This is a genomic window from Nocardia sp. NPDC058499 (genome assembly GCF_042719915.1).
Lineage (GTDB): Bacteria > Actinomycetota > Actinomycetes > Mycobacteriales > Mycobacteriaceae > Nocardia.
The window spans coordinates 145,162-159,763 of sequence record NZ_JBHXMZ010000012.1 but is presented as its reverse complement, the minus strand read 5'-3'; the positions used below and the strand labels follow the sequence as shown (position 1 = coordinate 159,763).

Genomic DNA, 14,602 nt, shown 5'->3' with positions numbered 1-14,602 from the left:
GCTTCAGCCCGCGAGACAATGCGGCGCAGCCGCGAGTATCGCGGGCTGAAGCACAACGCGGGCCAAACCCCGCGCGCCGAAGGCGCGCCAACAAACACAGTAAGGTTTTGCTGTGGTTTCGACGGAGTCCGAGGATGCAGTGCTGGATCGCCGTACTCGTTTGCTGGCGGCGGCGGCTGTCACGCTGGGCCGGCTTTCCGATGTGCTGACTCCGCTGGGGGAGATGTTCGCCGCTCGTGGTTTCCACTTGTATCTGGTGGGGGGCAGTGTGCGGGATGCGGTGCTGGGGCGGCTCGGGACCGACTTGGATTTCACCACCGATGCGCGGCCTGAGCAGGTGCAGCAGTTGCTGGACGGCTGGGCGGATCAGTTGTGGGATACCGGTGGGCTGGCGTTCGGGACCGTGAGCGCGGCCAAGAGTGGCCAGCAGTTGGAGATCACCACTTTCCGTAGTGATACCTACGACCGGGTTTCGCGAAATCCGCAGGTCAGTTTCGGGGACAGTTTGGAGGGTGATCTCGTCCGCCGCGATTTCACCGTGAATGCGATGGCGGTGAAGGTCGCGGCCGACGGTGCGCTGGAATTCGTGGATCCGTTGAACGGGATGGCGGCGCTCCTGGCAGGGGTGCTGGATACGCCGGCCGCCCCCGAGGATTCGTTCCACGATGATCCGCTGCGGATGCTGCGTGCGGCCCGTTTCGTTGCCCAGCTGGGGTTCGTGGCGCATCCGCGGGTGCGGGATGCGATATCGGAGATGGCGCCGGAGATCGAGCGGATCACCGCGGAACGGGTCAGGACGGAGCTGGACAAGCTGATCGGGGGCGCCTACCCGATCGACGGCATCGACATGATGTGCGAAACGGGGCTGGCGCAGCGGGTGCTGCCCGAGGTTCCGGCGATGAAACTGGAGATCGACGAGCATCATCAGCACAAGGATGTCTACTGGCATTCGCTGACTGTGCTGGAGCAGGCGATCGACCAGGAAGAGGGCGATCCCGACCTGGTGTTGCGCTGGGCGGCGCTGCTGCACGATATCGGCAAACCGGATACCAAACGCAATGAGCCCGGGGGCGGGGTGAGCTTCCACCACCATGAGGTCGTGGGCGCCAAAATGGTGCGTAAGCGGATGCGGGCGCTGAAATATCCGAAGCAGTTCACCGAGGATGTGGCGCGGCTGGTGTTCCTGCATCTGCGGTTCCACGGCTACGGGAAGGGCCAGTGGACCGATTCCGCGGTCCGTCGCTATGTCACCGACGCCGGGGATCTGCTGCCGCGGCTGCACAAGCTGGTGCGCGCCGATTGCACCACGCGCAACAAGCGGCGCGCCGCCGCGTTGCGCGCCACCTATGACGATCTCGAGGCGCGGATCGCCCGCCTGCAGGAGCAGGAGGATCTGGCGCGGGTCCGGCCGGACCTGGACGGTAACGCGATCATGGAGTTGCTCGGGCTGCCGCCGGGGCCCGAGGTGGGTCGCGCGTGGCGGTATCTGAAAGAGCTGCGGCTCGATCGCGGTCCGCTGACCCACGGCGAGGCCGAGGAGGCCCTGCGGCAATGGTGGCAGTCGCAGCAGTGAACCGGCGGGTCAGAACACGATCAGGGTGGTGCCGGCCACGATGGCCGAGCGGATCTGCGCCAGGTCGAACGATCCGCTGACCGGTGCCACTTCGACCCGGAAGCGGACCAGTTCGCCGTCGCGGACAGCGTGCCGTACTCGTGCCCCGCTGGGCAGTTCCGGTATCCGGAGGGGTTCGGTGGTGCGCCACCGCCGAGGTACGGGCATACCGAACCAGGTGGCTCGGCGGATATCGAGTTCGAGGATGTCGTCGGTGATGGAGGCGTCCAGTTCGGCGCTGATCCGCCGGACTCGATGGACCGCGCGGACGAGCCCTTGCTCGGTCGGCGTCAGTTCCCACCCGCGCGCGTGATCCGCGAACCGGCCCAGCAGTGCCGGTAAGGTGACGGTGCCTTCGATATCGACCCGGGAGGCGCGGATTCTGGTCGGTACACCCGGTACCAGCCGGACCTCGTGCGCGATAACGGTGACCTCGTCGATCGCCAGGCCGTCCCAGTTCAGGGCCCGCAGCACGGTCTTGGTCTGGAAATGCGCGCCGCGGCGGCGCACTTTCAGCACGTCGAGGGTGCCGGTGAGGTGATGATCGAGCAGGGTCGCGCTGATCTCCCGGCCGCCGAACCGGCTCAGGATTCCCTCGCTGAGCACGGTGAGCACGGTATCGGGCAGCAGTGCGGTAACTGTGCCGGCGCCGAGGTCGGCCACGGGTTCGACCCAGGCGGTGGTATAGCTGATCCACTGTTCCAGCCGGGACTGCTCGAACAGTCGTCTGCCGAGGTCGACCGCCCACAGTGGGGAGAACGGGGAGGTCGATCGGGGGTCGGATTGTGCCGCCATGATCATCTCCGAGGGTACTGGCCCGGTCCGGCCCGCCACCATATGTAGTCGGCCGCGTCACCGCGCCGCCGGACCGGCCCGGTGGGTGATCCGCGGCATCCGGCTCCGGTCGTTACCGGTGCGTCACGATCATCAATGAGCGCGATAGCGCCGAGGCTCGGGTAGGTTCACTGCGACAATGGGACTCGACAGGAGACAGTGAGCTGTTGACCGAGGTGGTGTGGGGTTTCCGGCCGGGTCGTTGCCGGCTCGTATTCCTCGGATTGGTGCTTACGGGGTATGTGGGGATACCGGTGCCCGCACAGGCGGCGCCACATCCGTGGGCTCCCCCGCCGGTGAACGAGTGCGGTGAGGTCGGCTTCGATCCGCTCGACCGCGCGCCCGACCCCTCCGCGCCGCCACCTCCGCCGATCCAGGTGCCGCCGCAGATCGATATCCCGATCCCGGTACCGCAGCTCACTCCGGTGCCGGTGCCCGATCCGCCGCACGACAACACGCGGATCGCTCAGGAGCCACTACCGGCCGACCCGTGCCGTAACCCGTGCCCGGATATCCGCCACACGCCCGGCCCGGAGCCGGCCGAGGAGAACGAGGCCGCACCGCCCGCGCCGCCGGAAACCGGTTCCGGCAGCGGTTCGGCGACCGGGAGCAGTTGGGGCGGTGGTTCCGGTTCCGGTGATCCGGTGAAGTTGCCGAGGATCCAGTTCAAACCGGAGATCGAGCCCATCCCGATCCCCGTCCCCGGCGAACCGGGCGACCCACCGCAACCCGCACCGCCGCCAGTGGTCCATCCGGCCGAACCCGGTCCCGTCGCGGGTCCGGTGGCGCTGCCCGGGGTGGAGTCGGTGCGGCTGGTCGAGCAGGTGACCGGGCACGGTTCGCCGAACCGGACCGATATGCGCTGGCAGGTCGACGGCACCGATCTGGGTTTGATGTGGGAGACGAAACCCGGCGAGGTCGCGGTGGTGTTCGGCGATACCTTCGGCCAGGGCTGGGTGCCCGGCGGTGCCGGTGGTGAGGGCGCGGACTGGCGCAGCAATGTACTGGCCTACAGCACCGACAGCGACCTTTCCGACGGGCTGCGCCTGGACACCATGGTGCAGGACAGCCGTTGTCACGCCGCCGAACTGCTGGGCAGCCGCAAGATCAAGAACTGGGAGACCACCACCATCCCGACCTCGGGTTTCGCCCTGGGCGACCGCCAGTACCTGAGCTATATGTCGGTGAATCGGTGGAGCCGGATACCGGGTCTGTGGTGGACGAACTACGGCGGTATCGCCTACTCCGACGACAACGGCAGCACCTGGGTCAAGGATCAGCACGCCAAATGGGAGAACCTGTTCGGGCTGGGCCGGTTCCAGGTCGCGGCGATGGTGCCGCACGGCGACCACGTGTACATGTTCGGAACGCCCAACGGCCGGATCGGTGTGATCGGCCTGGCCCGGGTGCCCAAGGATCAGGTGCTGAACAAATCCGCGTACCAGTACTGGGTCGACGGCACGTGGGCGCCGGCGTCGGAGAACCTGGCCACCCCACTGGTGCCGGGTATCGCCAGTGAGCTCTCGGTGCGGTTCGATACCGAATCGGGGCTGTGGCAGATGTCCTACCTGGATTCCGCGCGCGGGGCGATCGTCTTGCGCACCGCCGCACAGCCGCAGGGGCTCTGGACCGAGCCGGTGCCGCTGGTGTCCACCGCCGACTATCCCAAGGCATACGGCGGGTTCATCCACCCGTGGTCCACCGGCCGCGATCTGTACTTCACGCTTTCGGAGTGGGATTCCTACAACGTGTACCTGATGCATGCCCGCCTGATTCCGCCGGACTGATCCCCCACTCAGGCCGTCCCGGCGCGGCGGAACCGTATCCGCTGACCCGGCCGGGCCTGCGCAAACAGGTCGATATCGGCGTCCAGGATCACCGCGATCACCGGATAACCGCCGGTGATCGGATGATCGGCGAGGAAAACCACCGGTTGCCCGCCGGGTGGGACCTGCACCGACCCGAGCGCAACTCCCTCGGTCGGGAGCTCCGTCGTGGCGGCCCGTTGCAGTGGTGGCCCCTCGGCGCGGTCCAGGCGTGCACCGACGCGGTCGGTGTCCTGACCCACCGTCCAATATCCGGTGAACAACGCCGCGGGGTCGGTGAACCAGTCGTCCCGTGGGCCGGGCAGGGCCCGGATCTCCATGAGCTCCGGGAATCCGGGTTGTGGTGCCTGATCGATGTTCGGCCAGTTCCGCGGTGGCGGACCGGTGGGCAGCCGGGTCCCGGTGCGCAACGGCGGCGGACCGATTCCGGAAAGTGTGTCGTAGCTGCGTGACCCCAGGACCGGCGCGATATCGATGCCGCCGCGCACCCCGATATAACTGCGCAGGCCGGTCCGCGCGAAACCGAGCCGCAGGACCTGCCCCGCGTCCAGGTACAGCACGCAGGCATGGCCGACCGGAGTCCCGTCGACGGTCGCCGGTGCCGGCGCTCCGGTGACCGCGACCAGCGCCGGCTCCTCGGCGTGGAGCACCAGGCCGCCGAGCAGGACCTCGATACCCGCAGCGTGCTCCGGGTTTCCCACCAGCCGGTTCGCCAGCCGCAGTGCCCCGCGGTCGGCCGCTCCGGCCGGTCCGACACCGGAATCGAACCAACCCGGCCGGCCCAGATCCTGGACGGTGGCCGGTGGGCCGACCTCCTCGATCACGATCATCGGCCGGCCGCCGCATCGACGAACCGGACGAGCCCGCCGGCCCGGATCACCGCGGGCGGGTCGCGTTCGGTATCCCACATGACCAGATCGGTACGGCCGATGAGCTGCCAGCCGCCCGGGCTTTCCCGGGGATACACGGCCGAATAACCGCCGGCCAGTGCCACCGAACCCGCCGGGATCCGGGTGCGCGGGGCCGCCCGCCGCGCGACAGTGAGCCGCTCGTCCGGGGGTTCCAGATAACCGAAACCCGGTGCGAACCCGACGAAGGAGCACCGCCACACCGTGCCGGTATGCGCCGCGACGACCTCGTCGGGACGCAGGCCGAGCCCATCGGCCACCGCGGGCAGATCCGGCCCGTCGTAGTGGACCGGAATCAGCACAGGTTCGCCGCGCGGCAATGTTCCACGGGAAACATTGCCGGGAACGGCCTGGTTCACCGTGGCGACCAGCCGCTCGATTTCCGGTCGCAGCCGGTACGCCGACTCCGGCGAATCCAAAGTCACCAGAACGGTTTCCGCCGCAGGAAGTAGATCGACGACCCCGGGCAGCGACCGTTCGCGCAGCTCCGCGGCCAGATCGGCGACCCGGTCCGGGTCCGCGATGCACAGGAATGCCCGATCGCCGGCAGGGCGCAACACCGGACCCACCTCGTCCCGGCTTCGTAGGGACCGCGACAGCGCACTCACCTCGTTCCCGCTCGTTCAGGTGAACGACGCTACCGCGATCCCCGCGTCCGCGAGGGCGGCCCGAATCCGCTGCGCCATCTCCACTGCCGCTGGGGTATCGCCGTGTACGCAGATACTGTCGGGCGACACCGTGACAGTGCCACCGCCCGCAACCCGCGCGGCCCCGGTTTCCGCCAGCATCACGGCTTGGGCCAGCGCCATATCCGCGTCCAGGACCGCGCCCGGGGTATCGCGCGCAGCCAACCCGCCCGTCGCGGTATAGGCGCGATCGGCGAACCCCTCGCTCACGAACCGGATACCCGCGAGCGCCGCCGACTCCTGCAGATGCGTTCCCGCGGGACCGAGTAGGAACAGCGCCGAGTCGTATTCGCGGAGCGCGGCGACGACGGCGTCCGCGAGGGCCGGCTGCGCCGCCGCGGCGTGGTAGAGCGCTCCGTGCGGTTTCACATATCGCACCCGGTCCCCCGCGGCCCGCGCGAAACCGTCCAATGCGCCTATCTGGTACAACGTTTCGTCCCGCAGCTCCGCCGGGGCGACGGCCAGGGCCCGCCGGCCGAACCCCGCAAGATCCCGGTACCCGATATGCGCTCCGATCCGCACACCCTTCTCCACCGCCAGCGAACAGATGCGTCGCATGATGGAAGGGTCGCCGGCATGGAATCCGCAGGCGATATTCGCGCTGGTGACGATATCCAGCATCGCGGCATCATCGCCCATGCTCCAAGCCCCGAACCCTTCGCCGAGGTCGCTGTTCAGATCGAGTCCCACACGATCCTCCTTCCGCCTGTCCCCATTGTTCCCGCCCACCGCTCACACGACACCCTCGACCGGCCGGTGATGGCGAGTTCTGCCGGATCCGAATTACGCGGAAGAAATTGTCGACGTGCGGAATGTATGACCAGTGATCCTTTTCACATAAAAACTCGGCTTTGTATGGAACCGGGTCGGCCGCACCGGAATTTCTTGCGGTGCTCACCACGTCATTTCAGGCGTACCGGCGAATGGGTGAGAACTATCGGCAATTGCTGTGTTGTCGGTACCGGCGGCTCGAATACCCTGCATTGTCCGGCACCCGGTGTCACGCCGGCCCCCGGGCGCGGTCGCGAAGCTATTCTGGGGCAAATCAATGGACGCAGAACCCGAAGCCATTGCCGCGCAGTGCCGCTCGGACAGCCGGCCGGAAGTTGCGGAACCCGCTCGAGCCCGTAGTACTGTCTGGCCGCGGCCGGCCCAACACAGGGTGGCCGAATTCCTGGGGAGGATCGAAATGAAATTCGGAAAGTTCGGTGCTGTCGCATTCATGGCCGTCGCCGCCGTCGGTATCACCGCCGGTTCCGCGAATGCTGCGCCCGCCACCGCGGCCGAGGGTGTGACGACCGTGGGGCAGCAGCAGGGTATCGAATACCAGAGCACGCTTTCCAGCGATGCGCGCGAGGTGACCACCACCGTCGATGCGGGCACGTTCGCGCTCACCGACAACGGCACCACCGTCAGCCTGATCGCCGCCGACGGCGCGGAGGTCACCGAGGTCCCGCTCACCTTCGAGGTGGCGGGCCGGTCGATCCCGGTCGGTCACCAGATCGCCGACGACGGCCGCAGCCTGACCCTGACGCCGGAGGTCGCGCCGGCCGATATCGCCGAGCTGAAGGACATCAGCTCCTTCGACCGCTTCCTCGATCAGGCCAATCAGAACCTGATCGGGATGATCGCCGGCGGTGTGCTCGGCGGCTTCATCGGCAGTCTGCTGGGTCTCGGCATCTTCAGCATCGTCACCGGGCCGGTGGGCACCGTGGTCGGCGCCCTGGCCGGTGGCGCCGCGATGGGTGGCCAGCCTTTCATCGATGCGTTGACCGCTGTCGCGACCGGTCAGCCCTGATCGTCGACCGCCGCGGATTCAGCGGGCGCATCCTGCCGGGATGCGCCCGCTCGGCGTTTGTGGCGCCGGTTGTTCAGCAACAGGGCGACGATACCCACCCCATAGCACCCCGCCCCGGTCACGATCACCGCGACCGATCTGCCGTCCGCCGGGACCACCACCGCGGTCAGTGCGACCGCCAGCACGAACGCGATATTGAAGACCGTGTCCTGTAGTGCGAACACCTGTCCGCGGCGGTCGTCGGCGATATCGATCTGCATGGCCGCGTCACCGGTGAGTTTGATGGTCTGACCGGCCAGACCGAACAGAAATGCGCCGGCGAGCAGCAGTTGATGCGCGCGGCGGGTGGCATCGGCGGAATCGGCCAGGGCGGTCGGCAATACCAGGGCGAGCTGTACGACGATCGCGCAGGACAGCCCCAGCAGAACCGTGCGCGCCCGGCCCAGCCGGGGAATCAGGAACGGCGTCAGCAGCGCGGCGAGAAGCATACCGGCGGCGGTGGCGCTGATCGCGACACCGAAACCGACCAGCCCGCCCTCGACCGTGGTCGCACCGGACGGCGATTCCCGCAGCACCAGCACCATGATCAGCGTATTGGCGCCGAAAACGATGCGGTGCGCGCCGATACCGATCATCGCGGTGGAGACATCCACCGAGCCGCGTACCGCCCGCGCCCCCACCAGCAGCCCGGTGAGCACCGCACGCACCGCACCCACCGTCCTACCGGGCTGCGTCTGCGGGCCGAGCGCGCGCGGCCGGAATCCGGCGGCGAGCAGCACACCGGCCACCGAACCGGTCGCGCTCACCGCGACCGCCACCGCCGAGCCGGTATCCCCGGCCCCGATCACTCCGATCACCGCGACCGCCGCGGCCGCCCCCACCGCCGCACAGGCCGAACCCGCCGTCGCCAGTACCGAGTTCGCCGGTACCAGCCACTGTTGCGCGAGCACCCGGGGCAGCGCCGCCGAGACCCCGGCCGCGGTGAACCGGCTGATCCCGACCACCGCCAGAGCCAGCAGCAACAGTGGACTCGCACCGACACCGGCCAGCAGCCCCAGCGTGACCGCGATGATCAGCAGCCCCCGCACGATATTGGCCACCAGCAGCACCAGCCGCCGGTCCCACCGATCCAGCAAGGCGCCCGCATAGGGTCCGATCACCGAGTACGGCAGCAGCAGCACCGCGAAACCGGCTGCGACGGCAAGCGGGTCGGTTTCGCGTTCCGGGTTGAACAGAATCGCACCGGAGAGCGCGGCCTGGAACATTCCGTCACCGAACTGGCTGGTGAACCGCACCAGAGTCAGCCGCAGCGCACCGGGGCTCGCCCGGACCGCGGCGCGGATCGCCCGCAGATCGTGTCTACGCTCGCCCGTATCGGCCACCCGGTCCGGTGCGGCAGGTTCGGGCGCAGCGGTGGACACGGCCGCGACGCTACCTGTTCGGCGGACCCGAACGTATTCCGGCCGGTCCGCATTCCTCGGTGATCAGCAGGTCCACGGCTTCGCGCATATCCGGGGCCATGGGCAGGGTGCCCAGGGCGGCGGCGTCTATCCAGGCGTGGGCGTCGTGTTCGTCGGGTTCCAGGGTTACATCACCGGGTTCGGCTTCGGCCAGGAAACTGAATTTGCGCACCTTCGGTTTCGTCCGGGTGGCGTAGTCGAACCAGCCGAGAAATTCGGTGATGGAACGTGCCACCAATCCGGTTTCTTCGAAGAGTTCGCGTACCGCGCTCTCGGTGAGTGTTTCCCCGTTCTCCACTCCCCCGCCCGGCAGCTCGTACATTCCGCCGAGGTCCGCGCCGGGCACCCGCCGGACCACCAGAAGCTTTCCGTTACGGAACACCGCGACACCGACCACCAGATCGGTGACACCGTCGCGGCGTGCACCGGCACGAAGCCGCTGCTCGATCCGCGCGAGTGCTTCGGGTCGCATCGTTCACCTCCCGGTCCGGTATATCCATTTTCGACGACCGCGTGCCGTACCGCCATTACCGTCCGCCGCTGCTCACCGGCCGTTCACTCCGAGGTCGCTCGCGTAAAATACCGGGAGCGGACAATCGCCGAAGTGGGGCATCGAGTGTCCTGCGGAAAAGGTAATTGTGCCCGAGCCGGAAAGGAGGCGTGTGATGTCCACACCGCCCATCTCGCATATCGATGTCCATCGTGGCGGCGACCGGATGAAAACGCGGATATCCTGGCTCGATTCCAAACATTCGTTCTCCTTCGGCGAGCATTACGACCCCGAGAACACCCATCACGGCCTGTTGATGGTGAACAACGACGATATCGTCCTGCCCGGTCAGGGCTTCGATACCCATCCGCACCGGGATATGGAGATCGTGACCTGGGTGCTGGAGGGTTCGCTGGTCCATCAGGATTCGCTGGGGCACAGCGGCGTCATCTATCCGGGCCTGGCACAGCGGATGAGTGCCGGCACCGGGATCCGGCATTCGGAGAAGAACGATTCCTGGCGAGTCGACCCGGGCCGGGCCGTTCACGAGCAGCCGGTGCATTTCGTACAGATGTGGGTGCTGCCCGACGAACCCGGTATCGAGCCCGGCTATCAGCAGCTCGAGATCGACGACGAACTGGCCGCGGGCGGGCTGATCACCGTGGCCTCCGGTCTGCCGCGCTACCGCGACCGCACCGCGATCGCCATCAACAGCAGCCATTCGGCGTTGCATGTGGCGAAATTGTCCCCCGATGCCGAACGTACCGCGAACCTGCCGGCCGCGCCCTACCTGCACGTTTTCGTCGCGCGCGGGGCAGTCGACCTGGAGGGAGTGGGCCGCCTGGACACCGGCGACGCCGTACGCCTCACCCATTCCGGCGGCCGACGGCTCACCGCGACAGAACCGGCGGAAGTACTGATCTGGGAAATGCACGCCCGCCTCGGCGCCGGATGAGCCGTGCCCCGGCGCCTCGGCCGCGCCGAACCGGGTGCGGAACTCGCCGCTGCCGTCGCGACCCGTGACAATGGTGGGGCGAAATCCGCGGTGTCGTCGCAGCGAACCGCCGTGCTCGTGACCGCCAGCCGAGGAGGAACGATGACCTACCCACCGCCCCCGGGATACCCCGCGCCGGAGCCGTACCCGGGGCCCGGACAACAGCCCCAGTACTGGCAGGAGTCCCCCAAGAGCAAAGGTCTCGCGATCGCCGCCCTGGTCTGCGGCATCCTGGCCGCGATCAGCTTCTGCACCATCGTCGGTGGCATCCTGTTCGGGCTCCTCGCCGTGATCCTCGGTGCGATCGCCGGGATGAAGGTCCGCCGGGGCACCGGGGGTGGCGGCGTGATGGCGGTGATCGCCCTGATCCTGGGCGTGGTCGCGATCGTCGCGGCGATCGTGTTCGGCGTGTTCTTCTGGAACTTCTGGGAGGATTCCGGCGGCAAGGATTTCACCGACTGCGTCTCGCGCGCCGGTGGTGACCAGCAGCAGATCGCACAGTGTGAGGATCAGTTCAACCAGCGTCTCGAAGACCAGTTCGGGGTGACGATGGAACCCCCCGTGCCGACGAACTGACCGGCCCGGCAGCCCGCAGATCGCCCCGCGCCACAGCGGGCACCGGCATACTGGGTTGTGTGACTTCCGACGTGACCAGCCCCTCCGGTATCGATCTGACCCATCTCGACCCGGCCGTCCGGGTGCAGGACGACCTGTTCACGCATGTCAACGGCGCCTGGCTGGCCGGGTACGAGATCCCGGCCGACCGGGCGGTCGACGGTGCGTTCCGCACGTTGTACGACCGCGCGGAGCTGGATGTGCAGGAGATCATCCGCACCGCCGCGGGCGAACCGGGCAGCGATGCCCGCAAGATCGCCGACCTGTACGCCTCCTTCATGGACACCGGGACCGTCGAGGCGGCCGGCCTGACTCCCGTGGCCGACGAGCTGCGCGCACTGGCGGCCACCACCGACCGCGGCGAGTTCGCCGCACTGATCGGCCGGTTGCAGCGGACCGGCGTGTCCGGTGCCGTCGCGGTCTACGTCGATACCGACGACAAGAACTCCCAGCGCTACCTGGTCAATGCGACCCAATCCGGTATCGGCCTGCCCGACGAGTCCTACTACCGCTCCGACGAGTACGCCGAGGTGCGGGAACGCTATATCGCCCATATCGATCGGATGTTCGCCCTGGCCGCCGCGGATCCGGCTGTCGCGCAACTGCTCGACACGCAATCGGCGGGGACCCGGATATTCGAACTGGAACGTAAGCTCGCCGCCGGTCACTGGGATGTGGTGCGCCGCCGCGACGCCGAACTCGGTTACAACCTGACCACTTTCACCGCGCTCGCCGAGCAGAACCCGGAATTCGACTGGGGCGCGTGGGCCGAAGGCCTGGCCGCCGGTGTTTCGGGCGAGGGCTCCTTGCTGCTGTCCGAACTGGTGGTCCGCCAACCCGACTACCTGCGTACTTTCGCGCAGACCTGGGAGTCGGTGCCACTGGAGGAATGGCGGCTGTGGGCGCAGTGGCGGGTACTGCGCGCCCGGGCTCCGTATCTCACCGAGGCCCTGGTCGAAGAGAATTTCGATTTCTACGGCCGCACCCTGACCGGTGCCCAGGAGAACCGCGAACGCTGGAAGCGCGGGGTTTCGCTGGTGCAGGATCTACTCGGCGAAGCTGTCGGCAAACTGTATGTCGCCCAGCACTTCCCGCCGGAGGCCAAAGCTGCGATGGTCCGGCTGGTGGAGAACCTGCGCGAGGCCTACCGGCGCAATATCACCGAACTGGACTGGATGACCCCGGCCACCCGCAAGGCGGCGCTGGCCAAACTCGACAAGTTCACCCCCAAGATCGGCTATCCGGACCGCTGGCGCGACTATTCGGCCATCATCGTGGATCCGGCCGATCTGGTGGGCAACTACCGGCGCGGGTATGCCGCCGAACACGACCGGGACCTGAACAAGCTCGGTGGCCCGGTGGACCGCGACGAATGGTTCATGACACCGCAGACGGTGAACGCCTACTACAACCCGGGAATGAACGAGATCGTCTTCCCGGCCGCCATCCTGCAACCCCCGTTCTTCGATATGAACGCCGACGACGCCGCGAACTACGGCGGTATCGGTGCGGTGATCGGCCACGAGATCGGGCACGGGTTCGACGATCAGGGCGCGAAGTACGACGGCGACGGCAATATGGTCGATTGGTGGAGCGATGCCGACCGCACCGAATTCGGTAAACGCACCCGCGCGCTGATCGACCAGTACGACATCCTCTCCCCCGCCGACCTGCCCGACGAGCACACTGTGAACGGCGAGTTCACCATCGGCGAGAACATCGGTGATCTGGGTGGCCTCTCGATTGCGCTACAGGCCTACCGGATCTCCCTGAACGGGCAGGAACCGCCGGTGATCGACGGACTGACCGGTTTGCAGCGGGTGTTCTTCGGCTGGGCCCAGGTCTGGCGCACCAAAACCCGGCACGAAGAGGCCGTCCGCCGCCTGGCCGTGGACCCGCATTCCCCGCCGGAGTTCCGCTGCAACGCCGTGGTCCGCAATATCGACGCCTTCCACGAGGCCTTCGAGGTGAAACCCGAAGACACCCTCTACCTGGCCCCCGAAAAACGCGTCAAGATCTGGTAACCCACGCCCGGTGAACAAAGAGCGGCGGTGCATCCCATGGATGCACCGCCGCTCAAAGCTTTGCCCGGAAGGTCCGCCGCGCTGGTGGCGCCGACCCGAATCGAGGCCCCTGGCCCCGATCTCTCTTCACCCGGAGGAGTCCCCCGGCCCTCCCCACCTCCCCGGACGGTTCAACCACCTCCGGGGTGGGGCCCGCCCGGTTCTGGAGCGACGGAGCGGGGGAGCGAAGCGGAGGAGCGGAGGAGTGAAGAACCGGGCCTATAAGGGCCCCACCCTCGAGACGCGGAGCGTCTCCAAAATCACAGCCCGCCCCTTCACGGACGGTCCGCCCCGCGAGCAGAGACAACACCGCTGGCCTACCCGAGAGCAGGCTGTTTACAGGCCCAACCCGCCACCGGGATCCCAGTGAGGGCGGCTCGCACCGGAGCCGCCCTCACGTCGGAAGCACGCCGAATTACACAGTGTTCCAGTCGCCCAGCCCGTCGCCTGCGTTCAGAGTGCCGCCGTCGGTGTTCTGCACGACCACCGCGTCACCCTTGCCCACGTTCTCGTAGAACCATTTGCCGTCCTCGGTGCTCACGTTCAGGCAGCCGTGGCTGGTGTTGGCGTAGCCCTGCGATCCGACCGACCATGGTGCGGCGTGCACGAAGATTCCGCTGTTGGAGATGCGGGTCGCGTATTCGACGTCGAGTTTGTAGCCCTCGGGGTCGTCGATCGGCACCCCGTAGGTGGAGGAGTCCATGACCATCTCGCGCCGCTGTTCACCCACGATGTAGGTGCCGTTGGGGGTTTCGTGGCCGGTTTTGCCCATCGAGGTGGGCATGGTCCGCACGATCTCGCCGTTGCGGGTGACGGTGATGGTCTTGGTGTTGTCGTCGGCGGTGGCGATCACGGCGTCGCCGATGTGGAAGGCGCTGCGGCTACCGCCGGCCTCCACCACCACATCGGTCTGTGCGGGCCAGAACTCGGTGGGCCGCCAGCGCACCTGCTTATCGCTCCACCAGTAGAAGTTCCCGGTTACCTCGGTCGACGGGGTGATCTTGATGGCCCGTTCGGCCGCGGCGCGATCGGTGATCGGCTCCTTGAAGTTGATGATGATCGGCTGTGCGATGCCGACCTGTTCGCCCTCGGAGGGGTTGATCGCCGGCGGTGCGAAGTTCGCCGCGGGCGGGGCCGGATCGACGGCTCCGGCGGCCGAACCGGTGGGCAGTTCCGGCAGTGCGTAGGCGGGCGCGGTGGCCACGGTGGTGGCGGTCGCGATCGCCGCCGTCAACAGGACACCTTGGCGGAGCCGGCGCGCAACCCGGCGAGTGGTCGGCAGCGACCCGGTGTTCTCGGTGACATGCATAAGAGTG

The 14,602-nt window shown here is 67.6% G+C and carries 13 protein-coding genes; 6 read left to right on the top strand and 7 right to left on the bottom strand.

Annotated features, from left to right (window positions below; genetic code table 11):
* Nucleotides 1-112: 112 nt before the first annotated feature.
* Nucleotides 113-1,573 carry a CCA tRNA nucleotidyltransferase gene (locus tag ACFWPH_RS29435; RefSeq protein ID WP_378755433.1) on the top strand — a complete coding sequence of 487 codons (1,461 nt, stop codon included), beginning with the start codon at nt 113-115 and terminating at the stop codon, nt 1,571-1,573.
* Nucleotides 1,574-1,582: 9 nt separating this feature from the next.
* Here the strand turns inward: ACFWPH_RS29435 and ACFWPH_RS29430 are convergent, their stop codons facing one another.
* Nucleotides 1,583-2,407 (bottom strand): hypothetical protein, encoded by an 825-nt coding sequence (locus tag ACFWPH_RS29430; protein ID WP_378755431.1) that lies wholly within the window; start codon nt 2,405-2,407, stop codon nt 1,583-1,585.
* Nucleotides 2,408-2,673: 266 nt separating this feature from the next.
* Here ACFWPH_RS29430 and ACFWPH_RS29425 point away from each other — a divergent pair, with 266 nt between their 5' ends.
* Nucleotides 2,674-4,233, top strand: coding sequence for a DUF4185 domain-containing protein (locus tag ACFWPH_RS29425; protein WP_378755440.1), 1,560 nt, complete (start codon nt 2,674-2,676; stop codon nt 4,231-4,233).
* Nucleotides 4,234-4,241: 8 nt separating this feature from the next.
* Here the strand turns inward: ACFWPH_RS29425 and ACFWPH_RS29420 are convergent, their stop codons facing one another.
* From ACFWPH_RS29420 to ACFWPH_RS29410, 3 genes are all read right to left on the bottom strand, one after another.
* Nucleotides 4,242-5,102, bottom strand: a complete 861-nt coding sequence (locus tag ACFWPH_RS29420; protein WP_378755430.1) for a biotin-dependent carboxyltransferase family protein — start codon at nt 5,100-5,102, stop codon at nt 4,242-4,244.
* Entirely contained in the window at nt 5,099-5,740 is a 642-nt protein-coding gene (locus tag ACFWPH_RS29415; RefSeq protein WP_378755428.1) for an allophanate hydrolase subunit 1, read from the bottom strand. Before ACFWPH_RS29415 ends, ACFWPH_RS29420 begins: the two co-directional genes overlap by 4 nt.
* Before the next feature lie 63 nt (nt 5,741-5,803).
* Entirely contained in the window at nt 5,804-6,556 is a 753-nt protein-coding gene (locus ACFWPH_RS29410; protein WP_378755426.1) for a LamB/YcsF family protein, read from the bottom strand.
* A gap of 499 nt (nt 6,557-7,055) precedes the next feature.
* Between ACFWPH_RS29410 and ACFWPH_RS29405 the strand changes: the two genes are divergently transcribed.
* Entirely contained in the window at nt 7,056-7,664 is a 609-nt protein-coding gene (locus ACFWPH_RS29405) for a hypothetical protein (RefSeq protein ID WP_378755424.1), read from the top strand.
* Here ACFWPH_RS29405 and ACFWPH_RS29400 read toward each other — a convergent pair.
* Nucleotides 7,655-9,046: a hypothetical protein gene (locus tag ACFWPH_RS29400; RefSeq protein ID WP_378755439.1), complete on the bottom strand. Its 1,392-nt coding sequence runs from the start codon at nt 9,044-9,046 to the stop codon at nt 7,655-7,657. The two genes, ACFWPH_RS29405 and ACFWPH_RS29400, sit on opposite strands and share 10 nt — an antisense overlap.
* A gap of 49 nt (nt 9,047-9,095) precedes the next feature.
* On the bottom strand, nt 9,096-9,596 hold the full coding sequence (locus ACFWPH_RS29395) for an NUDIX hydrolase (RefSeq protein ID WP_378755422.1): 501 nt from the start codon (nt 9,594-9,596) through the stop codon (nt 9,096-9,098).
* 193 nt (nt 9,597-9,789) lie between these two features.
* On the opposite strand from ACFWPH_RS29395, the gene ACFWPH_RS29390 reads away from it, so the two are divergent.
* The 3 genes from ACFWPH_RS29390 to ACFWPH_RS29380 all read left to right on the top strand — a co-directional run bounded on the left by ACFWPH_RS29390 (nt 9,790) and on the right by ACFWPH_RS29380 (nt 13,247).
* A complete protein-coding gene (locus ACFWPH_RS29390) occupies nt 9,790-10,569 on the top strand; it encodes a pirin family protein (protein WP_378755421.1) in 780 nt (259 codons plus the stop codon).
* A 141-nt stretch (nt 10,570-10,710) separates the two neighbouring features.
* Nucleotides 10,711-11,184, top strand: coding sequence for a DUF4190 domain-containing protein (locus tag ACFWPH_RS29385; RefSeq protein WP_280417905.1), 474 nt, complete (start codon nt 10,711-10,713; stop codon nt 11,182-11,184).
* Between the two features lie 59 nt (nt 11,185-11,243).
* Nucleotides 11,244-13,247, top strand: coding sequence for a M13 family metallopeptidase (locus tag ACFWPH_RS29380; RefSeq protein WP_378755420.1), 2,004 nt, complete (start codon nt 11,244-11,246; stop codon nt 13,245-13,247).
* A gap of 454 nt (nt 13,248-13,701) precedes the next feature.
* Here ACFWPH_RS29380 and ACFWPH_RS29375 read toward each other — a convergent pair whose 3' ends face one another.
* Nucleotides 13,702-14,595, bottom strand: coding sequence for a L,D-transpeptidase (locus ACFWPH_RS29375; protein WP_378755419.1), 894 nt, complete (start codon nt 14,593-14,595; stop codon nt 13,702-13,704).
* Nucleotides 14,596-14,602: the final 7 nt, after the last annotated feature.

Excerpts from the sequence above, each read along its gene's own strand:
- ACFWPH_RS29375 (WP_378755419.1), bottom strand. The coding sequence starts at position 14,595 with ATGCATGTCACCGAGAACACCGGGTCGCTGCCGACCACTCGCCGGGTT.
- ACFWPH_RS29385 (WP_280417905.1), top strand. The coding sequence starts at position 10,711 with ATGACCTACCCACCGCCCCCGGGATACCCCGCGCCGGAGCCGTACCCG.
- ACFWPH_RS29395 (WP_378755422.1), bottom strand. The coding sequence starts at position 9,596 with ATGCGACCCGAAGCACTCGCGCGGATCGAGCAGCGGCTTCGTGCCGGT.
- ACFWPH_RS29390 (WP_378755421.1), top strand. The coding sequence starts at position 9,790 with ATGTCCACACCGCCCATCTCGCATATCGATGTCCATCGTGGCGGCGAC.
- ACFWPH_RS29405 (WP_378755424.1), top strand. The coding sequence starts at position 7,056 with ATGAAATTCGGAAAGTTCGGTGCTGTCGCATTCATGGCCGTCGCCGCC.
- ACFWPH_RS29430 (WP_378755431.1), bottom strand. The coding sequence starts at position 2,407 with ATGGCGGCACAATCCGACCCCCGATCGACCTCCCCGTTCTCCCCACTG.
- ACFWPH_RS29420 (WP_378755430.1), bottom strand. The coding sequence starts at position 5,102 with ATGATCGTGATCGAGGAGGTCGGCCCACCGGCCACCGTCCAGGATCTG.